Origin of the sequence: Hydrogenophaga sp. (assembly GCF_036675665.1) — a bacterium.
Classification (GTDB): domain Bacteria; phylum Pseudomonadota; class Gammaproteobacteria; order Burkholderiales; family Burkholderiaceae_C; genus Hydrogenophaga.
In genome coordinates this window covers 18,046-43,563 of sequence record NZ_JAKFEO010000003.1, presented here as the reverse complement: position 1 = coordinate 43,563, position 25,518 = coordinate 18,046, and the positions used below count along the sequence as shown (strand labels likewise).

25 protein-coding genes are annotated in these 25,518 nt (G+C 67.7%); 8 read left to right on the top strand and 17 right to left on the bottom strand.

All coding sequences use genetic code 11. The features are described 5' to 3' along the window. Window positions 1-980, bottom strand: a 980-nt coding sequence (locus V6M63_RS00250; protein WP_332738305.1) for a PAS domain-containing protein, incomplete at its 3' end; no start/stop codon positions are given. A gap of 233 nt (window positions 981-1,213) precedes the next feature. On the opposite strand from V6M63_RS00250, the gene V6M63_RS00245 reads away from it, so the two are divergent. Beyond that, a complete protein-coding gene (locus V6M63_RS00245; protein ID WP_332738303.1) occupies window positions 1,214-2,203 on the top strand; it encodes a hypothetical protein in 990 nt (329 codons plus the stop codon). 80 nt (window positions 2,204-2,283) lie between these two features. Here V6M63_RS00245 and V6M63_RS00240 read toward each other — a convergent pair whose 3' ends face one another. The 3 genes from V6M63_RS00240 to ssb all read right to left on the bottom strand — a co-directional run bounded on the left by V6M63_RS00240 (window position 2,284) and on the right by ssb (window position 4,128). Then, the gene (locus V6M63_RS00240) at window positions 2,284-2,697 is read right to left on the bottom strand and encodes a hypothetical protein (RefSeq protein ID WP_332738301.1); all 414 of its coding nucleotides are present in this window, start codon (window positions 2,695-2,697) and stop codon (window positions 2,284-2,286) included. Between the two features lie 198 nt (window positions 2,698-2,895). Then, a complete protein-coding gene (locus V6M63_RS00235) occupies window positions 2,896-3,555 on the bottom strand; it encodes a response regulator transcription factor (RefSeq protein WP_332738319.1) in 660 nt (219 codons plus the stop codon). A gap of 63 nt (window positions 3,556-3,618) precedes the next feature. Next, the gene (gene ssb / locus V6M63_RS00230) at window positions 3,619-4,128 is read right to left on the bottom strand and encodes a single-stranded DNA-binding protein (RefSeq protein WP_332738299.1); all 510 of its coding nucleotides are present in this window, start codon (window positions 4,126-4,128) and stop codon (window positions 3,619-3,621) included. A gap of 142 nt (window positions 4,129-4,270) precedes the next feature. Here ssb and V6M63_RS00225 point away from each other — a divergent pair, with 142 nt between their 5' ends. Beyond that, window positions 4,271-5,638 (top strand): chloride channel protein, encoded by a 1,368-nt coding sequence (locus V6M63_RS00225; RefSeq protein WP_332738297.1) that lies wholly within the window; start codon window positions 4,271-4,273, stop codon window positions 5,636-5,638. Between the two features lie 103 nt (window positions 5,639-5,741). Here V6M63_RS00225 and V6M63_RS00220 read toward each other — a convergent pair whose 3' ends face one another. Beyond that, a complete protein-coding gene (locus V6M63_RS00220) occupies window positions 5,742-6,908 on the bottom strand; it encodes an MFS transporter (RefSeq protein ID WP_332738317.1) in 1,167 nt (388 codons plus the stop codon). 143 nt (window positions 6,909-7,051) lie between these two features. Here V6M63_RS00220 and uvrA point away from each other — a divergent pair, with 143 nt between their 5' ends. Continuing rightward, window positions 7,052-10,201 carry an excinuclease ABC subunit UvrA gene (gene uvrA / locus V6M63_RS00215; RefSeq protein ID WP_442909511.1) on the top strand — a complete coding sequence of 1,050 codons (3,150 nt, stop codon included), beginning with the start codon at window positions 7,052-7,054 and terminating at the stop codon, window positions 10,199-10,201. A gap of 9 nt (window positions 10,202-10,210) precedes the next feature. Here uvrA and V6M63_RS00210 read toward each other — a convergent pair whose 3' ends face one another. Then, a complete protein-coding gene (locus V6M63_RS00210) occupies window positions 10,211-11,035 on the bottom strand; it encodes a MipA/OmpV family protein (RefSeq protein WP_332738295.1) in 825 nt (274 codons plus the stop codon). A 10-nt stretch (window positions 11,036-11,045) separates the two neighbouring features. Beyond that, on the bottom strand, window positions 11,046-11,600 hold the full coding sequence (locus V6M63_RS00205) for a hypothetical protein (protein WP_332738294.1): 555 nt from the start codon (window positions 11,598-11,600) through the stop codon (window positions 11,046-11,048). A gap of 165 nt (window positions 11,601-11,765) precedes the next feature. On the opposite strand from V6M63_RS00205, the gene V6M63_RS00200 reads away from it, so the two are divergent. After that, window positions 11,766-13,340 carry a CYTH and CHAD domain-containing protein gene (locus V6M63_RS00200; protein WP_332738292.1) on the top strand — a complete coding sequence of 525 codons (1,575 nt, stop codon included), beginning with the start codon at window positions 11,766-11,768 and terminating at the stop codon, window positions 13,338-13,340. Between the two features lie 12 nt (window positions 13,341-13,352). Here the strand turns inward: V6M63_RS00200 and V6M63_RS00195 are convergent, their stop codons facing one another. Genes V6M63_RS00195 through pyrF form a run of 3 tightly spaced genes read right to left on the bottom strand, consistent with a single transcriptional unit; the run spans window position 13,353 to window position 15,528 of the window. Then, on the bottom strand, window positions 13,353-13,970 hold the full coding sequence (locus V6M63_RS00195) for a glutathione S-transferase family protein (protein ID WP_332738291.1): 618 nt from the start codon (window positions 13,968-13,970) through the stop codon (window positions 13,353-13,355). Further along, entirely contained in the window at window positions 13,967-14,680 is a 714-nt protein-coding gene (locus V6M63_RS00190) for a glutathione S-transferase family protein (protein WP_332738290.1), read from the bottom strand. The genes V6M63_RS00195 and V6M63_RS00190 overlap by 4 nt, the downstream gene beginning before the upstream one ends. Beyond that, on the bottom strand, window positions 14,677-15,528 hold the full coding sequence (pyrF, locus tag V6M63_RS00185) for an orotidine-5'-phosphate decarboxylase (RefSeq protein WP_332738289.1): 852 nt from the start codon (window positions 15,526-15,528) through the stop codon (window positions 14,677-14,679). The genes V6M63_RS00190 and pyrF overlap by 4 nt, the downstream gene beginning before the upstream one ends. A gap of 50 nt (window positions 15,529-15,578) precedes the next feature. Here pyrF and V6M63_RS00180 point away from each other — a divergent pair, with 50 nt between their 5' ends. After that, entirely contained in the window at window positions 15,579-16,490 is a 912-nt protein-coding gene (locus V6M63_RS00180; protein WP_332738288.1) for a DMT family transporter, read from the top strand. Between the two features lie 42 nt (window positions 16,491-16,532). On the opposite strand, the gene V6M63_RS00175 is transcribed toward V6M63_RS00180, so the two are convergent. From V6M63_RS00175 to tsaB, 3 genes are all read right to left on the bottom strand, one after another. Further along, complete coding sequence (locus tag V6M63_RS00175) at window positions 16,533-17,291, bottom strand: uracil-DNA glycosylase (protein ID WP_332738313.1); 759 nt, start codon at window positions 17,289-17,291, stop codon at window positions 16,533-16,535. Between the two features lie 53 nt (window positions 17,292-17,344). Then, complete coding sequence (rimI, locus tag V6M63_RS00170) at window positions 17,345-17,842, bottom strand: ribosomal protein S18-alanine N-acetyltransferase (RefSeq protein WP_332738311.1); 498 nt, start codon at window positions 17,840-17,842, stop codon at window positions 17,345-17,347. A 137-nt stretch (window positions 17,843-17,979) separates the two neighbouring features. Then, the gene (gene tsaB, locus V6M63_RS00165) at window positions 17,980-18,774 is read right to left on the bottom strand and encodes a tRNA (adenosine(37)-N6)-threonylcarbamoyltransferase complex dimerization subunit type 1 TsaB (RefSeq protein ID WP_332738286.1); all 795 of its coding nucleotides are present in this window, start codon (window positions 18,772-18,774) and stop codon (window positions 17,980-17,982) included. Between the two features lie 97 nt (window positions 18,775-18,871). Between tsaB and dacB the strand changes: the two genes are divergently transcribed. Continuing rightward, window positions 18,872-20,380, top strand: a complete 1,509-nt coding sequence (gene dacB, locus V6M63_RS00160) for a D-alanyl-D-alanine carboxypeptidase/D-alanyl-D-alanine endopeptidase (RefSeq protein ID WP_332738284.1) — start codon at window positions 18,872-18,874, stop codon at window positions 20,378-20,380. A gap of 37 nt (window positions 20,381-20,417) precedes the next feature. Next, window positions 20,418-20,687, top strand: coding sequence for a SemiSWEET transporter (locus tag V6M63_RS00155; RefSeq protein ID WP_332738282.1), 270 nt, complete (start codon window positions 20,418-20,420; stop codon window positions 20,685-20,687). Window positions 20,688-20,696: 9 nt separating this feature from the next. Here V6M63_RS00155 and V6M63_RS00150 read toward each other — a convergent pair whose 3' ends face one another. Genes V6M63_RS00150 through purE form a run of 3 tightly spaced genes read right to left on the bottom strand, consistent with a single transcriptional unit; the run spans window position 20,697 to window position 23,454 of the window. Continuing rightward, window positions 20,697-21,704, bottom strand: a complete 1,008-nt coding sequence (locus tag V6M63_RS00150; RefSeq protein WP_442909512.1) for an L-threonylcarbamoyladenylate synthase — start codon at window positions 21,702-21,704, stop codon at window positions 20,697-20,699. A gap of 12 nt (window positions 21,705-21,716) precedes the next feature. After that, window positions 21,717-22,955 (bottom strand): 5-(carboxyamino)imidazole ribonucleotide synthase, encoded by a 1,239-nt coding sequence (locus V6M63_RS00145; RefSeq protein ID WP_332738279.1) that lies wholly within the window; start codon window positions 22,953-22,955, stop codon window positions 21,717-21,719. 10 nt (window positions 22,956-22,965) lie between these two features. Then, the gene (purE, locus tag V6M63_RS00140; RefSeq protein WP_332738277.1) at window positions 22,966-23,454 is read right to left on the bottom strand and encodes a 5-(carboxyamino)imidazole ribonucleotide mutase; all 489 of its coding nucleotides are present in this window, start codon (window positions 23,452-23,454) and stop codon (window positions 22,966-22,968) included. A 147-nt stretch (window positions 23,455-23,601) separates the two neighbouring features. Here purE and trxA point away from each other — a divergent pair, with 147 nt between their 5' ends. Next, window positions 23,602-24,510 carry a thioredoxin gene (gene trxA, locus V6M63_RS00135; protein ID WP_332738275.1) on the top strand — a complete coding sequence of 303 codons (909 nt, stop codon included), beginning with the start codon at window positions 23,602-23,604 and terminating at the stop codon, window positions 24,508-24,510. A 59-nt stretch (window positions 24,511-24,569) separates the two neighbouring features. Here trxA and V6M63_RS00130 read toward each other — a convergent pair whose 3' ends face one another. Then, entirely contained in the window at window positions 24,570-25,478 is a 909-nt protein-coding gene (locus V6M63_RS00130) for a phosphoribosylaminoimidazolesuccinocarboxamide synthase (protein ID WP_332738274.1), read from the bottom strand. Window positions 25,479-25,518: the final 40 nt, after the last annotated feature.

The following is a 25,518-nucleotide window of genomic DNA, read 5'->3' as shown; positions in this document are numbered from 1 at the left end:
CGCTCGCCGTGCACGTTGAAGACTTCGCTCTCGTAGGAGGCGTCCGCCCCGGAGGCAATGACGGAGGCCGCTCGGGCCCGGTACTCCGGTGGCACCAGCTCCAGCACAGACCTGCCCAGCAGCATGTGCAATGGCGTTTCGAACAGGCGGCTGGCGGCTGGGTTCGCATCGGTCATCAGACCATCGCGGTGGAAGACCACGCCCTCTTCGCTGGCATTCATGAAGCGGGACAACCGGTCTTCGGATTCGCGCAGGGCGAATTCCGTCTTGTGTCTCTCGGTGATGTTTGTGATCAGGTAGAAGAATCCCTGGTCGGTGCCCTTGCTCTGCGGATCCGCTGCAGGGGTGACGGTGACCTCCAGCCGCAGGAGATCACCCGTCGCCGAGTTGATTTCACAGGGGAATGTCACCGGAACCTGCCCCTTGAGTGCGCGACGCAGAAACGGCACCACCACTTCGCGCAGGCTCTCGCCAATAAGATCGAGCGCCGGGACTCCAACGATTGTCTGCTCGTCAAACCCGAACAACTCCGCAAACCGCTGATTGGCAAACGCGCACTGGTTCAGCGGACGTGGGCCAAAGTGGGCCACCATCACCGGCAAGTGCTTGAAAATCAGGTGGATGCGCTCGACGAGTGTCAGCGCTTTCATCCGATCCAGTTCAATGCCCGTCGTGTCTGCAAAGTAGCACGCGTGGTGACCAAACGCCGGCATCCAGTGGCCCTTGCACGTCAACCACATGGGTGGCATCGACCCATCCGGCCTGGACGTCTCGATCAAATGCAGTGTGGCTTGAAAGTCTTCCTGGCGATGGAGGTTCGAGATCAATTCAAGGCGAGACGACTCGGACAACAAGGCCGTCCAGTCTTCGGTGCGCCCTCTGGATGCATGCAGCGCTTTGAAGGTCGGTGACGCTTCCAGCAGCGCGGCCTCGGGCCCCAGGGCCGCCCCCAGACCTGGGAGGAGTTCCCACGGAATCATGGAAGGATTTCGCATGGGCTTCGGGCTTGTCCTCGGGTGGCTGGGCGACGGTGGTTCATCGTAGCCTTTGGATCGAAATAAATCCATCGAACAGGTGCCCGCATTGACCGGGATGTTGTGTCCGTGAAGTCCGGAACAACCAAGTCCGGAAAATACTGCGCGCGCATTATTGAGGCCCGAATTGCCTGCCAAGAGACTCGAAGCTCACTCCACCCATCCCGAAAGAATCGAGCATGACAGAGCGCCTTGCAGTTCCCTTGCAGCCTGCTGCCGAGGCCAGTCAGCCTGATCCTCAGGCTCGTGCCTGCAACCCCGGTCAAACCCACAAGCCCTTGACACTGGCCGCGGTGCTGCATCATGTCTTGCAGCTGGAAAGACCCGCGATGGCTTGCGCGGCGCGTGAGCTTGCCCCTGCCGAGGAGCCCGCCTTGCGCCGCGTGAACCGCATTCTCGACACGGCGCTCGAGACGTGTCTGCAACTCGATAGCGCGCGCCAGCAGCTTCAGAACGCCATTGCCACTCAACGGGAACTGGAGATCGTGCTGGAGATGCTGGCGGCACGGCTTGAGGCGGGCCAGGCCGATCAGGTGGATCATCGCAAGGTCATCGCCCGTCTGGCCTCCGCGCGTGAGACGGTGACGCAGGCTGTGGGTGAGTGGAACCGCATCGGTCGTCACTTCACACAACGCACCCGGTTGCTGCCGGCCCAGCTGGAAACCTGCTTCGAGACCTTGGGGCTCGTTCTGACAGATGAAATGGATCGCCTTGCGCACGCCTGCTTGTCCACCCACGCCGACGTGCAGTTCAGCTTGAACCAACGAGCGCGGGCATGGGCCGCACGGCGAACAGATCCTGCGTGTGAAGGTGGTTTTGGGCCAGAGGACTTTGGTGCGTGGTTGTCGAACCTGCAGAGCTCCAGAGCGCAAGCGGCAGCCGATTTTTCGAGCGCCCGAGAGGCATATCTGCAAGCGGTTCTGGATTTCGACCGTGAGCATGCCTGTTTGGTGCGGGCGCGCTCCCTTCGGCGCACCGCCGAAACAGGTTTCCGCTTGAATACCCGCAGTGCTCCCGACTTCGCCGATGCCGTTCTGGAAGAGAGCCGGCGCAACCATGCGGTGCTCAGGTGCCAGTCGCAGCGGCAGGCAACCGGCTACCACCTGTATGCGCTCGCGGGTCTGCTGCCCAGGCAATTCGGATTGATCGATCCAGCAGCGGGGTATTGAGCCCCTGGCCGCTTGCATCAAGCAAGAGGGCCTTGCTGCGTCGCAGCAAGGCCCTCTTGCGTTCGGTGCGCGCAATCTGCTCAGTGCATCGCGACGAGCGGCGCGTTCACGTCGGCGGGAGACCTGAACCACAGACCGGCAAAGGCGCTGTAGCGCAGCATCGAACTCTGCCGCACGCGCCGGTCGATCTTCTTTTCGATCACGGGCATCTTGCCGAGCATGTCCACGACGCTGGCATCCCATCGGACCACCTTGACGAACGCGGCATAAATTTCCAGACCGGCTGGACTCAGCCCGACCGATCGCACCATGATGCGGATCTGATCGGGACCCAGTCCCAGCATCTGGAAGCAGTCCTTGATCATGTCCTGGTAGTCGTCCGAGATCGAAGTGGGCGTGATCTCGGAGTCGATGTCGTCGGCTGCCGGCAGCTTCACCTCGTTCTTCAGGCCCAGGTGTTTGATGACCCCTTGCGTCAGTGCATGAATCCCCATGATGTACCTCGCTTGTCTGGTGTTGGGTTGGTGTCCGAAGATGCGTTCACCATGGGGCGAAGTATCTGGCCCGGATACCCCTACCCCCAATAATGCATGAGCACTATTTTGCGAAAGAGGGGCAATTTCCCATCGAGATGCACGACTTCCGCCTTCGTTGCGAAGCGCGGTGGGTACGGGGGTGTGTACGCTGTGAACTCAGAGATTGCTGTCGAGGTCGGGCGCTTCCGCCAGTCCCGATTGCATGGCGTAGGCGGCAATCTCCGCACCGTTGTGCAGGCCGAGTTTGAGCATCACGTTCTGCCGGTGCTTGCGTGCGGTGAGCACGCTGATGTGCAGGGCATCGGCAATCTCCTGGTTGCTGCCGCCCTTGGCGATCATGCGAACGATCTGTTGTTCGCGCTGCGTCAATGTCTGCGAGAGACCATATCCGCCGGGACGCCCGTTGGGGGTGTTGTCCAGGCCCTTCGCCACTTGCTGGCTGACATATTGACGACCCGAGAGCACCGCCTGGATCGCGTCAAGCAACTCCGACCCCTGCTCGTGCTTGAGCACAAAGCCATCGGCACCCGCCGCAAACGCATTGGCTACCGAGCCTGGGTAGACGTTGCCGGTGACGATCAGCACCTTGGTCTTGGGCGCCACCTTCTTCACCTTGCGAGCCACCTCGATGCCTGAGCTGTCGCTCAGCGCGAGGTCCAGCAGGAGCAGGTCGGGCTTGTGGAAGGCCACCAGCATCTCGACATCGCTGCCCAGCGCGGTTTCGGCCACCAGTTCGAAACCACCTGTGGCCGTCAACAGCATGTTGATGCCTTGGCGGACCAGCGCATGATCTTCTGCAACAACAACTTTGACCATAGTGGGCATCAGTTAGAGGGAGAACACGCCGCGCTGTGTGCCACGGCGCGGGCCTGGCCTGCGTCAGAAAGGAATGTCATCGTCCATGTCGTCGAAACCGCTGGACTGGCGTGCAGACGCGGCTGCCGGAGCCTGGCGGGGCGCGGCGGGCGCGGCCGCGCGCGGGGCCGCCGCGGGGCGCGAGTAGCTGCCACCACCGCCACCACCGGCTTCGTCACCGCTGGGGCCGCCCATGCCCTGGCGGCTACCCAGCAGCTGCATTTCGCTGGCGATGATGTCCGTGGCGCTTTTCTCGATGCCGTCCTTGTCGGTGTACTTGCGATAGGTCAGGCGGCCTTCGACGTAGACGGGGGTGCCCTTTTTTACATATTCGCCCACGATTTCAGCCAAGCGTTCGAAGAAGGTGACGCGGTGCCACTGGGTTTCTTCGATGAACTCGCCGGAGTTGCGGTCCTTGCGGCGGCTGGTGGTGGCGATGCTGATGTTCGCCACGGCACCGCCCGAAGGCAAGTAGCGGATCTCGGGATCGCGGCCGCAGTTGCCGACGAGGATGACTTTGTTGACGGATGCCATGGTGATGTCCTGTAGAGAGAGGGGCAGGCCCCCGCGGGCCGGCCCGAAAAACGGTCAGTCATTGTGCCGCAACTGATCGCTGGCGGGCCGGTTGCGTTCGCTCGCGTGGGCTGCAATACCCCAGGGCCTACACTGCGAACCCATGAAAGGTGAACCGGATTTCCTGCAGAACCTGCGCGATGAAATGGGCGGCGGCCGGCAATGGCTCGATCGGGCCGTGGTGATCGTGTACGCCGTGCTGGCCGGCCTGGCGGTGGTGGGCTTCACGTTGCTGGCAGACGCGGCCATTGATCTGTACGGTCGCATGCGCAGCGGCTGGTGGTGGGCGCCGCTGGTCTGGACGCCGGCCCTGACGGCATTGATCGTCTGGACCATCCGGCGCTGGGCGCCCGGCGCGGTGGGATCGGGCGTGCCCCAGGTGCTCACGGCGCTGGCGCCTGAAACCCCGGTGAGTGAGCGCTCGCGCTTTGTCTCACTCAGGCTGAGCGTGGCCAAGCTGTTCGGGGTGTCGGGCGGGCTGCTGGCCGGCCTGTCGATCGGGCGGCAAGGCCCGTCGGTGCAGGTGGCTGCGGGCGTCATGCTGCACGCGCGGCGCTGGCTGTCGCCCGCCTCGGGCATCAGCGACCGTGAATTGCTCGTTGCCGGGGGCGCCGCCGGCATCGCCGCGGCCTTCAACACGCCGCTGGGGGGCATCGTGTTTGCCATCGAGGAACTCTCTCGCCGCCTGCAGGACCGCAGCAGCGGCCTGATGTTGGCGGCCATCGTGGTGGCCGGCCTGGTGTCGGTTTCGGCGTTTGGCAACCTGTCCTATTTCGGCCGCGTGCGGGCAGACGCCGTCTCGTGGTGGGGTCTGCTGGCGCCGGGAGCGCTGGTGGCCCTGGCTTGCGGTTTGCTGGGTGGCCTGCTCTCGCGCTTGATGCTGGCCTCGTTCACGGGTCTGCCCGACCGCTTCTGCGCCTACCGGCGCAAGCGCCCGGTTTCGTTCGCGGCGATGTGCGGCTTTGCGGTGGCGGTGATCGCCGTGGTCAGCGACGGTGCGGCCGTGGGCGTGGGCCACGCGCACACGAAGCTGCTCCTGGACCAGATTGCAGATTCCGGTGCCGCCCACCAGCCGCTGGTGTTCACAGGTCTGAAGTTCGTGGCGTCGTGGCTGTCCGCATGGGCGGGCGTGCCTGGCGGCGTTTTTGGACCGAGCCTGTCGCTGGGCGCCGGCGTGGGAGCCGACGTGGCCTGGTTGCTCAACTCACCTCACGGTGCGGCGCTGATCGCCCTGGGCATGTGCGGCTTTCTGGCCGCAGTCACGCAAACGCCCATCACGGCCATGATCATCGTGATGGAGATGACCGATGGCCACAACATGGTGCTCAGCCTCATGGCTTGCGCGCTGTTGGCCAGCCTGGTGTCGCGCATGATCAGCCGCCCGCTTTACAGCACCATGTCGCTGCTGATGATGCGATCCCTGCGCGATCGCTCAGATGTGGGCTCAAGGCCCGAGCCGATCGGGCGTTAGGTGTGGCCCCCACGCTCCGCCGCTGCGCGGGTCGCTGCCCCCCAGGGGGGGCTGATCCGGCTTGGGGCGGCCCTGCGCCGGACAGGTGTGGCCCCCACGCTCCTCAGTTTTTGCTTGCTGCACGCATCGGCCAGGCCAGCGCCATCCACAGCAGCATCAAGCCGGTGCTGACGAAAAAGATGCCGGTGCTGCCCCAGGTCTTGATGACCAGGCCGCCCAGGCTGCCGCCCGCAAAGATGCCCAGCGACATCAGTGTGTTGTAGACACCCAGCGCCGCCCCGCGCTGGCGTGGCGCGGCCAGACGCGACACCAGGCTGGGCTGGCTCGCTTCCTGGGTGTTGAATCCCACGAAGTAAACGCACAGCAGCGCGCCCACCATCCACAGCGAGGGCGATTGCAGGTTGAGCCAGAAACCGAGCTGCGCCAGCACGATGAGCGCGATGGAGCCCAGGTAAACCTGACGGAAGTAGCCCATGCGCTCCAGGCGGAACAGCAGCCCGCCCATGATCAGCAGCGACACCAGCACCGCAGGCAGGTAGACCTTCCAGTGCTCCGGGGTGGCCAGGCCCGACTCGATCAGCAAGGCAGGCACCGACATCCACATGGCGATCTGCACCGCGTGCAGCACGAACACGCCGAGGTCCACGCGAAGCAGTTCCACGTTGGCGAGCACCTCGCGCAAGCCGCCGCGGTTCTGCACGTGCTGCTGCGGCGGCTCGGGAGGTACCACCCAGGCCACCACCGCCATGCCGATGGTGGCCAGCACCGCGGTAAGCGCGAACAGGCCCGACAGGCCGATGAGGGGCACGAGCAGCGGCGCCAGCACCAGCGACAGCGCGAACATGAGCGCAATGCTGATGCCGACCAGGGCCATGGACTTGGTGCGCACCTCGTCGCGGGTGAGGTCGGCCAGCAGGGCGGTGATGGCGGCCGAGATGGCGCCGGAGCCTTGCAGGGCGCGGCCGATCACCAGCCAGACCATGGTGGGCGCCCAGGCCGCGATCAAGCTGCCCAGCACGAACAGTGCCAGGCCGGCCTGGATGACGGGTTTGCGGCCGAGGCGGTCGGAGGCGACGCCGAACGGCACCTGCAGCAGGGCCTGGGTGAGGCCGTAGATGCCCATGGCCAGACCGACGAGCGCGGGGTCGTCGCCGCCGGGGTAGGTGTGGGCCTGCAGCACGAACACCGGCAGCACCAGGAACAGTCCCAGCATGCGCAGCGCGTAGATGCACGCCAGGGCACCGCTGGTGCGCCGCTCGGTCGGTGTCATGCGTGCAGCCGCCGCCTGGGGAGCGGGGGTGTCGGAGGGGGCGGTGCTGAGAGTGGACAAGGCTGGGCAGGCAAAAACGGTATTGTGCGCGAAAGGTCTGCCGGGGCCGGTCGGCCCGGCGCGAAAACCCGGGGCGGCTTATCATGTCGGGTTGCCCTGAACACCCTCGCCGCGCCTTGAACCAGAACCTGCCCCCGGACCTGAATCTGCCGAGTTTGACCGGCGCCGATGCGCCGGTGGAGCCCGACGAACAAGCGCTGTTGAACCGCATCGCCGGCGCCCACCTGCGCCACGCCAGCCCCTATCTTTCGGTGCGGGGCGCGCGCACGCACAACCTCAAGAACATCGACCTCGACATCCCCAAGCATTCGCTGGTGGTGATCACGGGTCTGTCGGGCTCAGGCAAGTCGAGCCTGGCGTTCGACACGCTGTACGCCGAGGGCCAGCGCCGCTATGTGGAGAGCCTGTCGGCCTATGCGCGGCAGTTCCTTCAGCTCATGGACAAGCCCGACGTGGACCTGATCGAAGGCCTGTCGCCAGCCATCGCCATCGAACAAAAGGCCACCAGCCACAACCCGCGCTCCACCGTGGGCACGGTCACCGAGATCCACGACTACCTGCGCCTGCTGTTCGCCCGTGCCGGCACGCCGCATTGCCCCGATCACGATCTGCCGCTGGCCTCGCAGAGCGTGGCGCAGATGGTGGACGCTGTGCTGGCCCTGCCCGAGGGCACACGCCTGATGATCGTGGCGCCGGTGGCGCGCGAGAAGAAGGGCGAGTTCACCGAGCTGTTTGCCGACATGCAGGCGCAAGGCTATGTGCGCTTTCGCATCAACCAGACCGTGCTCGACTTCGACGCCCTCCCGGCGCTGAAGAAGACCGAAAAGCACAACATCGATGTGGTGATCGACCGCATCAAGGTGCGCACCGATGGTGAAGAGGAGGGTGTGAACCCGCTTCGGCAGCGGCTGGCGGAGAGCTTCGAAGCGGCGCTGCGCCTGGCCGACGGCCGTGCGCTCGCCGTGGACATGGACACCGGTGTGGAAACGGCTTTTTCGGCCAAGTTCGCCTGCCCCCTCTGCAGCTACACCGTCGGTGAGCTGGAGCCGCGCCTGTTCTCCTTCAACTCGCCCATGGGCGCCTGCCCTACCTGCGACGGCCTGGGCCACACCGAGTTCTTCGACCCGGCGCGCGTGGTCGCGTTTCCCACGCTGAGCCTGGCCAGCGGCGCCATCAAGGGCTGGGACCGTCGCAACGGCTACTACTTCGCCATGATCGAGAGCCTGGCCGCGCACTACAAGTTCGACGCCGAAGCGCCCTGGGATTCTTTGAAGGAGTCTGTTCAGCAGGCCCTGCTCTATGGCTCGGGCGAAGAGGAGATCAAGTTCAGCTACGCGCTCGAATCGGGCGAGCGCGCGGGCAAGAAGATCAATAAGAAGCACCCCTTCGAAGGCATCATCCGCAACTTCGAACGCCGCTACCGCGAGACCGACAGCGCGGCCGTGCGCGAGGAATTGGCCCGCTACCGCGCGGTGCAGCCCTGCCCCGACTGCGGTGGTTCGCGACTGCGGCGCGAGGCGCGCCACGTGTTCGTGGGCGAAGGCGAGCAGAAGCAGCCCATCTACAGGATCAGCCACGTCACGCTCGGCGAAGCCCTGGCTTATTTCCAGAAGCTGGAGTTGCGTGGCACCAAGGGTGACATCGCCGCGCGTGTGATCAACGAAATCCGCCAACGCCTGAAGTTCTTGAACGACGTGGGCCTGAATTACCTCAGCCTGGACCGCAGCGCGGACACGCTCAGCGGCGGCGAGGCCCAGCGCATCCGCCTGGCCAGCCAGATCGGCAGCGGCCTGACCGGTGTGATGTACGTGCTGGATGAGCCCAGCATCGGCCTGCACCAGCGCGACAACGACCGCCTGATTGCCACGCTGCAGCACCTGCGCGACCTGGGCAACACGGTGCTGGTGGTCGAGCACGACGAGGACATGATCCGCACCGCCGACCACGTGATCGACATGGGCCCCGGCGCCGGCGTGCATGGCGGGCGGGTGATGGCGCAGGGCACCTGCGCGGCCGTCATGGCCACGCCGGGTTCGCTCACTGGCCAGTACCTCAGCGGCGCGCGCAGCATCGCCGTGCCGGCGCGGCGCACGCCGTGGCTGCCGGTGGTCAAGGGCGCCGCCGCAGCCAAGGCCGCGGCTTTCAAACCGCGCTTCGCCCCCAGCCCGGCGGCGGAGCGCCGCGCCGCGCGCGAGGCCGCGCACCAGGCCACGCTGGGCGAGCTGCAGGAGATTCGCGTGGTCAATGCCACCGGTCACAACCTCAAAGGCGTGAGCGCGGCTTTCCCGGTCGGCTTGCTCACCTGTGTCACGGGTGTGTCCGGTTCAGGCAAGTCGACGCTGGTCAACGACACGCTCTACGCCGCCGTGGCGCGCACGCTCTACCGCTCGCACGACGAGCCCGCCGCGCACGAAGCCATCGAAGGCATCGAACATTTCGACAAGGTCATCAACGTCGATCAGTCGCCGATCGGCCGCACGCCGCGCAGCAACCCGGCCACCTACACGGGCCTGTTCACCGGCATCCGCGAACTCATGGCCGAGGTGCCCACGTCGCGCGAGCGAGGCTACGGCCCGGGCCGCTTCAGCTTCAACGTGGCCGGGGGTCGCTGCGAGGCCTGCCAGGGCGACGGCGTGGTGAAGGTGGAGATGCACTTCCTGCCCGACGTGTACGTGCCTTGTGAAGTGTGCGGCGGCCAGCGCTACAACCGCGAGACGCTGGACGTGCAGTACAAGGGCCGCAACATCGCGCAGATCCTGGACATGACGGTGGAGCAGGCGCACGCCTTCTTCACCGCCGTGCCCACGCTGCACCGCAAGCTGCAGACGCTGCTGGATGTGGGTCTGTCGTACATCCAGCTCGGCCAGAGCGCGACCACGCTCTCGGGCGGCGAGGCGCAACGCGTCAAGCTCGCGCTGGAGCTCTCCAAGCGCGACACCGGCCGCACGCTCTACATCCTGGACGAACCCACCACCGGCCTGCACTTCGCCGACATCGAACTGCTGCTGCAGGTGTTGCACCAGCTGCGCGACGCGGGCAACACCATCGTGGTGATCGAGCACAACCTGGACGTCATCAAGACCGCGGACTGGGTGATCGACATGGGCCCCGAGGGCGGTTCGGGCGGTGGGACGGTGGTGGCGCAGGGCACGCCCGAAACCATTGCTGCGCACGCCGACAGCCACACCGGGCATTACCTCAAGCGGCTGCTGACGCTGCCCCAGTCCGCGTGACGTGACGCCTCAGTTGTTGCGGTAGGCCAGTCCCACCGTGGCACCCAAGGTGGTGGTGCGGGTGGCCAGGGGACTGCGGGCCACCGCGCCTTGCAACTGGTACACGCTCAGGCCGCCATAGGCCACCCAGCGCTTGCTCAGCGCCGAGGTGATGCGCCAGCCCAGCGAGACGCCGTCGAAGCCCGAACCCAATGCGTAGGCCTGCAAGCCGGTGGCGGCGGCCGCATCAGGTGCGATGCCGTAGTGGGTCTGGCGGTAGGTGCCATTGGCCCAGCCTGCGCCAATGGACAGATCCCAGTGGGTCTGCGGCGAGATGGGGTGGCGGTAGTTCAGGCCCGAGTCGAGCCGAAAGCCACCGTCGCGACCCAGCAGGTCTTGCGAGGCGCGCAGCGATGCGCTCCAGCGTGGGCTCAGCGTGACGCCGGCCGTCACGCGCCCGCGCACCGTGTCGCGAACGCGGGGCAGGCCGCCATACACCGGGTCATCCTTCCACGAGCGTCCCTCGTCGATCGACAGGGACGTGCTGAGCGAAACACGGTCGCTGCGGGAGAGCACGGTGCTCACGCCGCTGTCCACCGATTCACGACCCTGCGCGAGCAAGGCGCTGGCGCCCGAGGTGGCGAAGCGGAAACGCCCGAGCTGGAAGGCCCAGATCGGGCGCAGACCCAGGCGCTGCTCGCTGGTGCCGAAGGGGTCGCGTGCGCTGGAGAGCGAGGCGCCGAGCAGGTAGTCGCGACTGGCTTCGAGCGCCAACGGCTCGGCCACCTGGGCATGGCCCGCCACGGCCCATGACGCTGCGACCAGCGCCAGGGGAAGCACGGTCGTTCGCGTCATGGTGTTGCGCTCAGAGGCGGCTCAGGTCTTCGATCGCATCGACCACCATGCTGGTGCCCACGGCAATCAGCAGGATGTCGGCCGCCACGCGCACGTATTTGTGGCCGGCCGGAGGCGCACCCAGGCGGATCGAGATCTCGTTGGGCACGGCGTAATAGACCACGTCGGACGGCAGGCGGTAGCCCTTGCGCCACTTCTTGGCCTGGCCAGGAGGCATGCAGCCGTTGTTTTTCTTGGCCAGACCCGGCGGGCAGTTGCCGGCGCGAAAACGCGGCTCGTAGTACTCGCGCACCGCCACACGCTGACTGTCCTGAAAGTAGCCGCCAATGTTGATCTGCACCGCGACGTTGGTCGACGAGCGATCGCCCGAGCCTTGTTGGGTGTGGCGTGGTTGGTCGTCGCGAGCGCCCTTGCTGCTCTTGCCGCCACGGTCGGATTTTTCCCATTTGTCGGGCTTGCCGCCGCCGGCATGGTCAGGTTTTTCGGCCAGCGCGGGGGAGGCCGAGAGGGCCATCGCCAGGCTCAGGCCGGCGAAAGCCCAAAAAGTTCTGGGCGGTGCATTCATGGTGCAGGTCTCCGGTGTTGTGGGGTCGAGAACAGTCTACTTCGTTGCCTTGCTGCACGAGCAGTTACATCTGCGCGGCCGTCGCGGTGGGGGTGCCGATCATCGAACGACCACAGTCTGGCAGACTCGTACTTCCAAGCACATGCTTCTTCATCGGGTGTCTCCTTGTCTCAAGAAACCGAACTCAAGCTCGAAGTGCATCCGCAAGACCTGGCGGATCTGTTGAGGCATCCTTTTCTGAAGGCGCAGCCCGCGCGGCGCGAGCGCCTGTTCAACACCTATTTCGACACCTCCACCCTCGCGCTGCGCGAGCAGCGCATGGCCGTGCGCGAACGCCGCGTGGGGCGCCAGACGCTGCTCACGGTGAAGACCGCCGGGCAATCGGTGGGCGGCTTGTCGCAGCGCGGTGAGTGGGAGGCGCCCACCCAGCCGGGCACATTCGACTTCGCTGCGCTGGTGAGCGAGCCGACGCTGGCCGCGCAACTGGCCAGCGTGGCCTGGCAACTGGTGCCGGTGTTTCGCACCGACTTCACCCGCCGCAGCTGGGTGCTGCAACACGGCGCGGCCCGGGTGGAGGTGGCGCTGGACCAGGGTTTCATCGGCACCGGCACCGCGCAGGGCAACCACCGCCAGCCCATACTTGAACTGGAACTCGAGTTGCTCGAAGGCCCGGTGGACGCCCTGCTCGATCTGGCCCATACCCTGGCGCTGGGCCCACGGGGGCAGGCTTCCAGTGCGCTGCGCCTGTTGCCGGCCAACCGAAGCAAGGCCGAACGTGGCTACGCGCTTTTCATGGGCGAGCGGATGCAGCCGGTGAAGGCGACGGTGCTGCAGTTGCACGCAGGCATGCACCCGGTGCAGGCTTTTCGCGCGGCGGCCCTGAGCTGCCTGACCCACCTGCAGGCCAACGAGGCCGGGGTGCTGCTGCCGAGCGCCGAGGGCGCGCTGCCCGACCCTGAGTTCGTGCACCAGGCGCGCGTGGCACTGCGGCGGATGCGCACCGGCCTGCGCATCTTTCGCGCGCACCTGCCGGCCCGCTTTGCCGCGCACTGGTCGGCCGAGTGGAAGGCGCTGACCAACCAGCTCGGAGACGCGCGCAACTGGGACGTGTTCGCCACCGAGTGGTTACCCGAACTGGTGGCCGACGACCCAAGCCCGGTGGGAGCGGCCGACACCTCGGCGCAGGTGCTGCTGGGCTGGGTGCAGGACCAGCGGCGAGCGGCCTGGCAGCGCGCAGCGGATGCGCTGGGCAGCCGCGAACACGCGCTGCGCCTGCTGGCCTTCACCCGCGCGGTGCTGTGCCTGGAGCCCGCAGACAGGCCGGAGGCCGAGACCGCCGGCGGGCAAGGTCTGGCGACGTGGGCTCAGGCCAACTTGCGCGAACGCCATGCCGCCCTGCGGCAGCAGGCCAGGGCGGCGCGTCGCATGGGGCCCGAGGGGCGGCATGCCTTGCGCATTTCGCTGAAGAAGCTGCGCTACGCACAGGAGTTTCTGGCCAGCGTGTTGCCGCCCAAGCGTGTGGCGCGCAGCACCGCCGCGCTGGCCGACGCGCAGCAACTGCTGGGTCAGCTCAACGACCTCACGACCGCGCACGCTCTGCTGGCCTCGGCCCCGCCAGGCCCGGCCTCACCCCGGGTGGTCGGCTGGCAGCAGGCCCTGCACGCCCGACTGGAAGCCGGGCTGAGCGGGTTGCCCGCGATGGAGCGTTCGCTGGAAAAAGCTCCGACCCCCTGGGGTTGAGAGGGTGCGTGGTCAGGCCGCGGCACTGGGCCGTGCGGCCACAGTGTCGCGCCAGGCCTGCAGCGCATGCAGGCCCGCATCGGCGGGTTTGAACCGCATCAGCTTGCCGAACTCCACGGTGCAGAACGCGGTGATGTCGGCGATGGTGAAGCGGTCTCCGGCCACCCAGGCTTGGCGCTGCAACTCCGCGTCGAGCCAGACCGCGGTTTCCTTGGCCTTGGCCAGTTGCGACAGACCGAAGTCGGGGAACTGCGGCTGCTCCAGCGGCGCCAGCCCGGGATGGGTGTGGCGGATGGCGTTGGCCAGCGGCAGCATCAGGTACCACTCCATGCGCCGGTCCGCCATTTCGATGAAGGCGCGTTCCTGCGCGTCGCGCCCCATCAGGTTGGGCTCGGGGTGCAGGCCCTCCAGGTACGTGCAGATCGCGCGCGTTTCGGTGAGCACACGGCCGTCGTCCAGCTCCAGCGCGGGCACGCGGGCCAGCGGGCTCTTGGCCAGGTAGGCGGCTTGCTTGTGCTCTTGTGCGTTCAGGTCGATGTTGACGAGCGCCAGGCCCTCGATGGCCTTCTCGACCAGGAACATCTGGACCCGGCGAGGGTTGGGCGCGCGGGGCGAGACATACAGCTTCATGGCGCAGAGCCCTTCAGGCTCTGGCCCATCTCCACCATGCGGCGGGCTTCTTCGGCAAAGCGCTGGGCACCGGCATCGCCGTCGCGTGTGAGGTCGACCTTGGACCCGGGCCGCTCGATGCCTCGCTGCACCGCCGGGCGCGCGCGGATCGCGTCGCGCCAGCGCACCAGGTGCGGCAGGTCGTCCACCTCCACGCCCGACCACCGGTGCGTGCGCACCCAGGCCCAGTTCGCGATGTCGGCGATGGAGTAGTCGCCGGCCAGGAACTCGTGGTCTTTCAGGCGCTCGTCGAGCACACGGAACAGGCGCTTGCTCTCGCCTTGGTAGCGGTCGATGACCGACGGGATCTTCTCGGGGAAGTACCGAAAGAACACATTGGCCTGGCCCATCATCGGACCGATGCCGCCCATCTGGAACATCAGCCACTGCATCACCAGCGAGCGGCCTTTCACATCGGTGGGCATCAGCTGGCCGGTCTTCTCGGCCAGGTACACCAGACAGGCGCCCGACTCGAACACCGCGAAACCGTCCAGCCCATGGTCGACGATGGCCGGGATGCGACCGTTGGGATTGATCGCCAGGAAGGCCGGCGTCTTCTGCTCACCCTGGGAGAGGTCAAGCACCTTCAGCGTGTAGGGCAGCCCGAGTTCTTCCAGCGCGATGGACACTTTGTGTCCGTTGGGCGTTGCCGCCGTGTAGAGGTCGATCATGCGGGCCCCGCTGCACCGGCGGCCTGCAGTTCGTCACGGGTTTTGAGGGCCACCCGGCGCGCCGCTGCGGCGAAGTCGTCGCCATCGGACGCATACAGGATGGCACGCGACGAGTTCACGATGATCGGGCCGGTGGTCGTGTCGCCCTGCATCCGCAAGCCCGCGCGCACCGTGGCCACGGCGTCGCCCCCTTGTGCACCCACACCGGGGATCAGCAACGGCAAGGTGGGCGCGATCTCACGCACCCGCTCGATCTCGGCCGGGTAGGTGGCGCCCACCACCAGGCCGAGCTGGCCGTTGAGGTTCCACGGCCCTTGTGCGAGCCTGGCCACGTGTTCGTACAGCAGCGGCGCACCTTCCACCGACGCCAGGCGCTGGTTCTGCAGATCGTCGCCCCCGGGGTTCGAGGTTCGGCACAACAGGAAGGCGCCCTTGCCGTGGTATTGCAGGTAGGGCTGCACCGAGTCGAAGCCCATGAACGGCGAGAGCGTCACCGCGTCGGCGCCGTAGCGCTCGAAGGCCTCGATGGCGTACTGCTGCGCCGTGCTGCCGATGTCGCCGCGCTTGGCGTCCAGGATCACCGGCACCTGCGGCGCGGTGCGGCGCATGTGCTCCATGAGGCGCTCGAGCTGCTCTTCGGCGCGGTGCGCGGCGAAGTAGGCGATCTGTGGCTTGAAAGCGATGGCGGTGTCGGCCGTGGCCTCGACGATGGCGGCACAGAAATCGTAGATGCGGCTGGCATCGCCCTTGAGCTTCGAAGGAAAGCGCGCCGGGTCCGGATCGAGGCCGACGCAGAGCAGGGAGCGGTTCTGGCGCTCGGCGCCGCGCAGCATGTCGAGAAAAGTCATGCGGGGATTTTAGGTGGGCGCCTGGTGGGCGGGCCCTAAGATCGTCACCCATGCAAGCACTCTCGCGCCAACAGCTCGTCCTTCTGGTTCTTCTCACCCTGGTGTGGGGCATCAACTGGCCCATCATGAAGTTCGGCGTGACCGGTTTTCCCGCCCTCACGTTCCGCGCCATCAGCATGTGGATCGGGCTGCCGGTGCTGGGCCTGGTGCTGGCGTGGCGGCGCGTGCCGTTTCGCATCGGGCGCGAGCACTGGCGCGAGCTGTTCGTGCTCACCGTCTTCAACATGCTGGTCTGGCACACGCTGGCGGTGCTGGCGATCCAGACCCTGTCCAGCGGCCGGGCGGCGATCCTGGGCTACACCATGCCGGTGTTCTCGGCCATCGTCGGGGCCTGGTGGTTCGGGCAGCGGCTGGGCGCGCGGGCCTGGGGCGGCGTGGGCGCGGCGGCGCTGGGGGTGATGCTGCTGCTGTGGCACGAGGTCACCCAGCTCTCGGGCAAGCCGTTGGGCGTGACCATGATGCTGATCGCCGCCGCCGCCTGGGCATTGGGCACGCAGATGCTGCGCCGAACCACCTTGCCCCAGCCCACGCTGGCCATCTCGTTCTGGATGACCTTCTTCACCACGCTGTGGATGACCGCGGCCGCCATGCTGTTCGAGCGCTCGGCCTGGGTGGCGCCCACGCCGGCCATCTGGGGCGCGATCATCTACAACGCGCTGGGCGTGTTCGCCTTCGCGCAGGTGGCCTGGCTCATGATGGCGCGCGACCTGCCCCCCGTGGCGTCCACCCTGTCGGTGATGTTCATCCCGGTGCTGGGCGTGTTCAGCGGCGCCTGGTGGCTGGGTGAGGTGCTGCACTGGCAGGACTGGGCTGCGGTGGCACTGATCATGGTGGCTATTGCAAGTGTGTTGTTGCCCCCACGCTCCGCCGCTGCGCGGGTCACTGCCCCCCGAGGGGGCTGATCCGGCTTGGGGCGGCCCGGCGCCGGATCGCTGTGGCCCTGGTCAGTTCGGCAGCTGCGCCATCGCCAGGCACAGGTCGGCCCAGGCCTTGCCCTTGTCGGTGGGGGTGCGCAGCAGGTAGGCCGGGTGGTAGGTCACGATCACGGGCACGCCTTCGTAGTGGTGCACCTGCCCGCGCAAGCGTCCGATGGGTTCGTTGGTCTTGAGCAGCGCCTGCACCGCAAAGCGACCCATGGCCACGATCACCTTGGGCTTCACCAGAGCCACCTGCCGCGCCAGATACGGCTCGCAACGGGCCACTTCGTCGGGTTGCGGGTTGCGGTTGGCAGGGGGGCGGCACTTGAGCACGTTGGCAATGAAGGCGCCTTGCGCGCCGGTGCCGGTGCGGCTGCGGCCCACGGCCTTGAGCATGTTGTCGAGCAGCTGGCCGGCCGCGCCCACGAAGGGTTCGCCCTGCAGGTCCTCGTTCTCGCCCGGGGCTTCGCCCACCACCATCCAGTCGGCCTGCTCGTCGCCCACGCCGAACACGGTCCGGGTGCGGCCCTGGCACAGCCCGCAGGCCTGGCAACTGGCCACGGCTTCGCGCAGCGCGGGCCAGTCCAGGGTGGCCACGGGGCTGGCCTGTGCGGCCTGTGGCGCGGGTTCCGGCGCGGGGGGATGTGTGGCGGCGGGCCGTGCGACAGGCGCAGGCGCCGCCACAGATGCCGCAGCAGCCGGTGGAGCAACCGGCATGGCCGCGCTCGACAGGGCTGGCGCTTGCGTCCTGGGCGCCCACACCCGCACGCCCATTTCGGCCAGCATGGCGCGCTGGCGCGCATCGAGTTCGGGCACGAAGGAGGTGTCGGGGGCGTCGCTCACCGGTTGGTCTCCACGGCGGCGGATGCCACCAGGTTGAGGCTCATCACCACGGCGTCTTCGCGCTGGAACTGGCCCGCCGGGTAGTAGCCCTTGCGCAAGCCCACCTGCGCAAAGCCGTAGCGTTCGTAGAGGCCGCGTGCGGGCGCGTTGCTTTGGCGCACCTCCAGCCACAGCCATTGCGCGCCCTGTCCGCGTGACCACAGAGCCAGCGCATCAAGCATGAAGCGCGCCCAGCCCTGGCGCTGGTGCGCGGTGGCCACGGTGATGTTGAGCAGGTGCACCTCGTCCACACCCGGCATGGCCACCAGGTAGCCCAGCAGCACGCGGCCGTCGGCGCGCAGTGGGTGCGCCACTTCGCCGGGCAACGCCTCGGACAGCAGCAGCATGGCCGGGTAGCCGGCTTTGAGCGAGTCGTGAAAGTGCCGGCGCGACCACGGGTGCGCGTAGGCCTGCGACTCCACGGCCTGCACCGCGTCCAGGTCGGACTCGAGCATCGGTTCGAACACGATCCGGCGTTCAGGGCGCGACGCCGTGCTCGGTTGCACCAGCGGCCCGGTGGGCGCGGGCCACAGCCCGCTGGTCCAGGCGGGCAAGGCAGCTTTCACCGCTGCGTCGGCATGCATCGGTGTGGTCATGCGCCCGCCTCGGCGGCCTGGCGGATGCGTTCGCGCTCCGCCGTGGTCTGAGCCACCTTGTCGCGCACATACAGGGGCAGGGCGTCTTGCGCGGGCACGGTGTGGCCCGCCGCGATCAGGCCCGGTGCCAGGCGCAGCAGCGCGGTGGCCGAGGGCAGGGCGGAATGGCGCTGGCCCGCGAGGTCGGTGAGCGCAGCGGCGCAGGATTCGAACACGTTGCCGGTGAGCAGGCGTTCGCCCGGGGCCAGGTCTTTCAAGTAGGCCTCCAGGTCGGCGGGCGCGCACAGGCGGGGCGGCGCCAGCGGCACGAGACCCGCAGGGCCGGCGGCATGGCAGGCGTAGGGCGCCACGTAGACCTCGCCCATGCGGGCGTCGAGCAGCGCCACGATCACGCCCGGCAGCGCCTGCCCCGCGTCCACCAGCGCCTGCCGCGCTTCCTCGGCCAGGGCCAGCAAGGTGTCCACGGGCAGCACCGGCAGGCCACCAGCGCGGCTGAGGCCCTGTGCGCCATAGGCCAGGCCCTGGGCCACCGAGCAGGCGGTGCGCAAGCCGGTGAACGAGCCGGGCCCGCGCCCGAACACCACCGCGGCGAGCGTGTCCAGCGACCAGTTCGCTTCGTTCAGCACGCTGCGCACCATGGGCAGCAGCGAGCCGGAGGCCTGGGCGCCGCCGGGACCGCTGCGTTGCCACAGCGTGCCGCCGGGTTCGCCCGAACCCAAGGCCACCGAGAGCGCATCGGTGCTGGTTTCGATGGCCAACAGGCGCTGGGATGGCGGGGTTGCAATGGGCATCGGAGGATTATCGGCCAGGGTGCCGGCTGTCAGGCGTGCGGCCCATTGGCGAGGGGCCGCACGCTGGGGAGATGGAACGCGTTTCATAATGAAACACATGTCTCTGGCCCGCTCCCTGTTCGTCCTGCTGATCCCGGCCATGCTGGCGCTGCCCGCCTGCGCCCAGCTGCCGGGCGAATACGGCGCCTTGCCCCCCACCGTGGTGGCGGCGCTCAAGCGCGCGCAGGTGCCACCCAGTGCGCTGTCGGCGCTGGTGGTGTCGGTGGACAAACGGGCCGAAGAGCGGCTGCGTTTTCGCGCCAGCGTGCCGGTGAACCCGGCCTCGGTGATGAAGCTGGTGACCACCTATGCCGCCATCGACCTGCTGGGCGCCGACTACACCTGGAACACCCGCTTCTACACCGACGGCACGATCGACCAGGGCGTGCTGCGCGGCAACCTGTACGTGCGTGGTGATGGCGATCCGAAGTTCGTGCTCGAGCGCATCCAGAGCGCGTTTTTCGCCCTGCAGGACAAGGGTGTGCGCGTGGTGCTGGGCGACATCGTGCTCGATCACAGCGCCTTCGAACTCGCCGCCACCGATCCCGGCGCTTTTGACGGCGAAGCCTTGCGGCCCTACAACACCACGCCCGATGCGCTGCTGGTCAACTTCAAGTCGGTCGTGCTGACCTTCCAGCCCGACGGCGCCAGCGGCGTGGCGCGCGTGATCAGCGAGCCCCCGATGGCCGGGCTCTCGATCGACGCCACCGTGCCGCTGGCGCGCGTGGGCGCGGGCTGCGGCGATTGGCGCGGGGGCCTGCAGGCGCGCTTCGATGACGCCAACACCATTCGGTTCGAAGGTCGCTACCCGCAGAGCTGCGGTGAACTCAAATGGCCCGTGGCCTACCAGGACCCGGCCAGCTACGCCACCCGCGCCATGGAAGGGTTGTGGCGCGCCAGCGGCGGCGCCATCACCGGCCATGCCCGGACCGGCCTCACGCCGCCGGATGCGACGCTGTTGCACGAAGCCGCGTCGCTGCCGCTCTCGGACATCATCACCGACGTGAACCAGTGGAGCAACAACGTGATGGCGCAGCAGGTGTTCCTCACGCTCGGCCGCCTGGTGCCCGCGCCGGCACCTCAACCGGTGATGTCCCAAGGCTCCGTGACCGATCGGCTCGTGCCCATGCGTCCGGCCCGATTCGAGCGCTCGCGCGAAGTGATTGAAAACTGGTGGAAGCGCACCTTCGGCATCCGCAGTGCCATGCCCGTGATGCACAACGGTTCGGGTTTGTCGCGCGAAGAGCGCATCACGCCCGAAGCCCTGGCCAACCTGTTGCGTCACGCCAGCCGCCACCCGCAGGGCGAGCGGTTCGCCGGTTCCCTGTCGATCGCCGGCGTGAACGGCACCGCCGCCCGCATGGCCCGTGCGCCCGGCAGCGCGGCGCGCGGCAACGCCCAGCTCAAGACCGGCACGCTCAAGGACGTGACGGGAATTGCCGGTTATGTGAACGCGGTCAATGGCGCGCGTTACGTGGTGGTCGGTTTCGTGAACCACCCCAATGCGCCCGCGGCGCGGCCGGCGCTGGAAGCGCTGGTGGAGTGGACCGCTGCGCAGCCCGACTGAGGCGCGCAGCGACGGCGAGGTCCGTATCATCCAGACCATGCAATCCGGCGACATCATCGGCTTCTGTGCCGCTTTCCTCACCACGGCCAGCTTCATTCCGCAGGCCTGGCTCACGTTCAAGAGCCGCGACGTGAGGGGCATCTCGCTTGGCATGTACAGCGCGTTCACGCTGGGCGTGGCCTTGTGGCTGGTCTATGGCCTGACCCTGGGGGCCTGGCCGGTGGTGGTGGCCAACACCATCACGCTGGCCCTCGCCCTGTCGATCCTGTTGATGAAGCTGCGTTACGGACGCGGGCCGCAGCGCTGACGTTTGTTCTCAGGCTGCCGCGCGCGTCAGCCGGTCTCGCACACCGTCCCAGGCCACGTCGGGGGGCGGTGTTTCCACCCAGATCAGGCGCACGCCCGTGGCGTCGAGTTCGCGCAGCACCGCAAACAGTTCCTGAGCGCTGCGCGCGGCATCCAGGGGCATGCGGCGCACGCTCACGCCGCGCGCGGCCTTGATGGGTGTGCGGGCATACACCGCGATGTGGCGCGCATCGGGCCCCAGCAAGTCCAGCGCGGTCTGCAAGGGTTGGGCGTCCATCAGCCGCACCTTGGCGCGCGGTGCGTAGTGCGATTCGAGCGTGCCCGAGGCGCGTGGCGTGGCCTCATCGCGCTCGCGCAGCGGCTGTTGGCACACCGCCTCGATCTGCGCCGAGGTAACCATGCCGGGGCGCAGCAGCACCGGCCAGGCACGCGTGGCATCGACGATGGTGGACTCGATGCCCACCGGGCAGGCTCCCCCGTCGAGGATGAGCAGGTCTGCATCCGACAGCGCGGCGAATTCGTCGGCCACATGGACGGCGGTGGTCGGGCTCACGCGGCCGAAGCGGTTGGCGCTGGGCGCGGCCACGCCGCTCACACCGTGCGCGGCGGCGGCCGTGAGCAGCGCTTGCGCCACCGGATGGGCCGGGCAGCGCAGGCCCACCGAGTCCTGCCCGCCCGCGGCCACCGCCGCCACGCCTTCGCGACGGGGCAGGATGAGTGTGAGCGGGCCGGGCCAGAAGGCATTCATGAGCTCGGTGGCAAAGGCCGGCACGTCACGCGCGTAGTGGTCGACCCCGCCGCGCCAACCCTGCGCACCGGTGCCCGGGGCCAGGTGCACGATCAACGGATGGTCGGCCGGTCGGCCCTTGGCCGCGAAGATGCGGTGCACCGCTGTGGCGTTGTCGGCGTCGGCGGCCAGGCCATACACCGTTTCGGTCGGTATGCCGACCAGCGAACCCGCGGCCAATCGCTGTGCCGCCTGCTCCACGGCAGACGCATCGGCGGCGTTCAGCAGCAGTGGCATGGGTGATCAGGCGTCGAGCGGGGGCAGACCCAGCAGCGCGAGCACCTGCACTGTGGTTTCGCGCACCTGCGCCACCGTGGGCGCGGTGATGTTGAGGTGGCCCATCTTGCGACCTGGGCGTGCGCTCAACTTGCCGTAGAGGTGCAGGTGGGTGCCCGGCAGCGCGAGCACCTGGGCCCAGGGCGGTGACACCCCGCGCTCGCTCGCCTTTTCGCGCACGGCATTGGGCGCGAACCAGAGGTCGCCCAGCAGGTTGACCATGATGGCGGGGCTGTGCTGGCGCGGCGTGGTCAGGGGCAGGCCGGCCAGCGCGCGCACCTGCGCTTCAAACTGCGAGATGTCGCAAGCGTTCTGTGTGTAGTGGCCGCTGTTGTGCGGGCGGGGCGCCATCTCGTTGACGATCAGGTCCACGCCACCGTCGGGCGTGTCGACCAGGAAGTACTCCACGCACAACACGCCCACGTAGTTGAGGTGCTGGGCGAGCGCTGCCGTGCTGGCCTGCGCGCGCGCGGCCAGCGTCGGGTCCAGCGCGCCCTCGAACACCTCGGTGATGGCCAGGACGCCGTCGTGGTGCGTGTTCTTCTGCACCGGGAAGCTCACCGTCTGGCCATCGGCGCCGCGCGCCACGATCACCGAGCACTCGCCGCGCAGCGGCATGAGCTTCTCCAGCACGCAGGGCACCTTGTTCAGGTCTTCCCACGCGGAGGCCAGTTCTTCGCGCGTGCTCACGCGCACCTGGCCCTTGCCGTCGTAGCCCAGGCGCGCGGTCTTCAGGATGCCGGGCAGCAGATCCGCCGGCACGGCGGCCAGCAGCGCGTCGGTCGTGATGGCCGCATAGGGCGCGGGGAACACGCCGCTGACCGGGGCGCACTGCACGAAATGTGCTTTCTCCTTGATGCGGTCCTGCGCCACCGCCACGCAACTCGCCGAGGGCGCCACCGGGCGGTGGGCGCCGAGCGTGACCAGCGCCGGCGCCGGCACGTTCTCGAATTCGGTGGTGATGGCTTCGCAGCGCTGCATCAACTGAGCCAGGCCTTGCTCGTCATCGAACGGCGTCTGGATGTGGAAATGGCTGATCAGGCCGGCGGGGCTGGCCGGATCGGGATCCAGCACCGCCGTGAAATAGCCCATGGCCTGCGCCGCCTGAACGAACATGCGCCCGAGCTGGCCGCCGCCCATGACGCCGAGCGTCATCTGCTGGCCGGTGGGCGAGGTGCTGCCAGGGAGGATGGTCTTGAGGCTCATGGGCGTGGTGTCACAGGGGAAGGGTCATGCCGCGCGCGGCGGCGGTCTGCTGTGCGCGGAAGGCCTCGAGCTTCTCGCGCAGGGAAGGATCTTCGTTGGCCAGCATGGCCACGGCGAACAGCGCCGCGTTGGCGGCACCGGCGGCGCCGATGGCGAAGGTGGCCACCGGCACACCCTTGGGCATCTGCACGATGCTGTGCAGCGAATCCACACCGCTGAGGTGCTTGCTGGCCACCGGCACGCCGAGCACCGGTACCACCGTCTTGGCCGCCAGCATGCCCGGCAGGTGGGCCGCGCCGCCTGCGCCGGCGATGATGCATTTCATGCCCAGCCCGGCCGCGCTCTCGGCATAGGTGAACATGTCGTCGGGCATGCGGTGCGCCGAGACCACGCGGGCGTCGAACGAAATGCCGAAATCCTGCAGGATCTGCACGGCGTGCTGCATGGTGTCCCAGTCGCTGCTGGAGCCCATGACCACGCCCACTTGGATGGGGTTCATGTGTTGCCTCTGGCCGATGCGCCCCCGGCGGGGGCGAAGCCCGGTGGCGCATGAACAGGCATGGCGCTCTCCGGTAAAGTGTCGATTTTACGGTTCGCCCCTTCGGCGTCGGCCGTCCTGCACCGCTCCCTCTTCAGGTCTCCCCCCATGATCAACGTCACCATCGCCAATTTTGAAGCCGAGGTCATCGAGGCTTCGCACCACACGCCCGTGCTGGTCGACTTCTGGGCTCCGTGGTGCGGCCCGTGCAAGGTGATCGGCCCGCTGCTGGAAAAAGTCGAAGCCGCCTACGCCGGGCGCTTCAAGCTGGTCAAGATCGACTCCGACCAGGAGCAGCAACTCGCCGCGGCCTTCGGTATCCGCAGCATTCCCACCTGCGTGCTGCTCATGAACGGCCAGCCGGTCGACGGTTTCATGGGCGCGCTGCCCGAAGGCCAGATCAAGGAGTTCCTCGACAAGCACCTGCCTGCGGCCAACGAGCTCGAAGCCGTGGCGGTGGAAGAAGAGGCGCTGGACGCCATTGAAGAAGGCGACCTCGAAGGCGCGTTGGAGAAGCTGCAGGAAGCGGTGAAGACCGACCCGAACAACGACGATGCACGCTTCGATCTGGTGAAGCTGCAGCTGGAGCTGGGTCTGGACGACGACGCCAAGGTGGCGTTTGCGCCCGTGATCGCCAAGGCCGCCGGTGTGCGCCGGCTCGATTCGCTGCAGCGCTGGATGGCCGCGCGCGACGCACAGGCCGGGGTGGCCGACCCGCAAGCGCGCGCTGCCGAGTTGCAGGCCGCCATTGCGACCAACAAGCGTGACTTTGAATCGCGCTTCGCGCTCGCCAGATTGCTCATGGCGCACGGCCAGTGGGTGCCCGCCATGGACGAGCTGCTGGAGATCCTGATGCGCGACAAGGCCTGGAACGAAGACCTTGCGCGCAAGACCTTCATTGCCATCCTCGACATCATCGAGCCACCCAAGCCCAAGGTGGCCGAAGGCCAGGTGCCGCCGGAAGACCCGACGGTGGCGACGTACCGGCGCCGGTTGTCCAGCGTTGTGCTGAGCTGAATCCGGAGCAAGGCAGACCCAGCCCCCTTGGGGGGCAGCGACCCGCGCAGCGGCGACGTTCAGCCCATGAGGCGCGTCAGCGCTTCCTGGTATTTGGCAGCGGTCTTCTCGATCACGTCCTTGGGCAAACGCGGCGCCGGCGGTGTCTTGTCCCAGGGCTTGCCGCCCACCTGCGCGGTCTCCAGCCAGTCGCGCAGGAACTGCTTGTCGTAGCTCGGCGGGTTCTGGCCCACCACATAACTCTCGGCCGGCCAGTAGCGCGAGCTGTCGGGCGTGAGCACCTCGTCCATGAGCACCAGTTTGCCGGCCTTGTCCAGGCCGAACTCGAACTTGGTGTCGGCAATGATGATGCCCTTCTGAAGCGCCATCTCGGCCGCGGCCTTGTAGAGCGCGATCGACACGTCGCGGATCTGCGCGGCGAGTTCGGGGCCGATCATGGCCACGGTCTGTTCGAAGGTGATGTTCTCGTCGTGCTCGCCCATCTCGGCCTTGGCCGCGGGCGTGTAGATCGGCTCGGGCAGCTTGGAGGCGTTCTGCAAACCCGCGGGCAACTTCACGCCGCACACGGCCTGGTTGTCCTGGTATTCCTTCCAGCCGCTGCCGGCGAGATACCCACGCACCACGGCTTCCACGGGGATCGGCTTCAGGCGTTGGACCAGCATCGAGCGACCGGTGACCTGCGGCGCCTCGGCCGCGGAGACCACGCTCTCGGGCGCGTCGCCGGTGAGGTGGATGGGACAGATGTTCAGGCCGTTGGGGCCGAGCTTGTCGAACCAGAACAGCGAGAGCCTGGTGAGCAGCTCACCCTTGCCGGGAATCGGCTCGCCCATGATCACGTCAAAGGCGCTGATGCGGTCGCTGGCCACCATCAGGATGCGGTCGTCGCCCACGGCGTAGTTGTCGCGCACCTTGCCGCGCGCCAGCAGGGGCAGGGAGGTGAGGGCCGAGGTGTGCAGGGCAGAGGTCATGTTCGGATCGGGGAAAAGCGGGACAAGAAAAAAGCCCGTT

Bases quoted from the DNA above. Each gene is read 5' to 3' on its own strand.
- V6M63_RS00245 (WP_332738303.1), top strand. From the start codon at position 1,214: ATGACAGAGCGCCTTGCAGTTCCCTTGCAGCCTGCTGCCGAGGCCAGT.
- V6M63_RS00240 (WP_332738301.1), bottom strand. From the start codon at position 2,697: ATGGGGATTCATGCACTGACGCAAGGGGTCATCAAACACCTGGGCCTG.
- V6M63_RS00235 (WP_332738319.1), bottom strand. From the start codon at position 3,555: ATGGTCAAAGTTGTTGTTGCAGAAGATCATGCGCTGGTCCGCCAAGGC.
- ssb (WP_332738299.1), bottom strand. From the start codon at position 4,128: ATGGCATCCGTCAACAAAGTCATCCTCGTCGGCAACTGCGGCCGCGAT.
- V6M63_RS00225 (WP_332738297.1), top strand. From the start codon at position 4,271: ATGAAAGGTGAACCGGATTTCCTGCAGAACCTGCGCGATGAAATGGGC.
- V6M63_RS00220 (WP_332738317.1), bottom strand. From the start codon at position 6,908: ATGACACCGACCGAGCGGCGCACCAGCGGTGCCCTGGCGTGCATCTAC.
- uvrA (WP_442909511.1), top strand. From the start codon at position 7,052: ATGTCGGGTTGCCCTGAACACCCTCGCCGCGCCTTGAACCAGAACCTG.
- V6M63_RS00210 (WP_332738295.1), bottom strand. From the start codon at position 11,035: ATGACGCGAACGACCGTGCTTCCCCTGGCGCTGGTCGCAGCGTCATGG.
- V6M63_RS00205 (WP_332738294.1), bottom strand. From the start codon at position 11,600: ATGAATGCACCGCCCAGAACTTTTTGGGCTTTCGCCGGCCTGAGCCTG.
- V6M63_RS00195 (WP_332738291.1), bottom strand. From the start codon at position 13,970: ATGAAGCTGTATGTCTCGCCCCGCGCGCCCAACCCTCGCCGGGTCCAG.
- V6M63_RS00190 (WP_332738290.1), bottom strand. From the start codon at position 14,680: ATGATCGACCTCTACACGGCGGCAACGCCCAACGGACACAAAGTGTCC.
- pyrF (WP_332738289.1), bottom strand. From the start codon at position 15,528: ATGACTTTTCTCGACATGCTGCGCGGCGCCGAGCGCCAGAACCGCTCC.
- V6M63_RS00180 (WP_332738288.1), top strand. From the start codon at position 15,579: ATGCAAGCACTCTCGCGCCAACAGCTCGTCCTTCTGGTTCTTCTCACC.
- V6M63_RS00175 (WP_332738313.1), bottom strand. From the start codon at position 17,291: ATGCTGGCCGAAATGGGCGTGCGGGTGTGGGCGCCCAGGACGCAAGCG.
- rimI (WP_332738311.1), bottom strand. From the start codon at position 17,842: ATGCTCGAGTCCGACCTGGACGCGGTGCAGGCCGTGGAGTCGCAGGCC.
- tsaB (WP_332738286.1), bottom strand. From the start codon at position 18,774: ATGCCCATTGCAACCCCGCCATCCCAGCGCCTGTTGGCCATCGAAACC.
- dacB (WP_332738284.1), top strand. From the start codon at position 18,872: ATGTCTCTGGCCCGCTCCCTGTTCGTCCTGCTGATCCCGGCCATGCTG.
- V6M63_RS00155 (WP_332738282.1), top strand. From the start codon at position 20,418: ATGCAATCCGGCGACATCATCGGCTTCTGTGCCGCTTTCCTCACCACG.
- V6M63_RS00145 (WP_332738279.1), bottom strand. From the start codon at position 22,955: ATGAGCCTCAAGACCATCCTCCCTGGCAGCACCTCGCCCACCGGCCAG.
- purE (WP_332738277.1), bottom strand. From the start codon at position 23,454: ATGAACCCCATCCAAGTGGGCGTGGTCATGGGCTCCAGCAGCGACTGG.
- trxA (WP_332738275.1), top strand. From the start codon at position 23,602: ATGATCAACGTCACCATCGCCAATTTTGAAGCCGAGGTCATCGAGGCT.
- V6M63_RS00130 (WP_332738274.1), bottom strand. From the start codon at position 25,478: ATGACCTCTGCCCTGCACACCTCGGCCCTCACCTCCCTGCCCCTGCTG.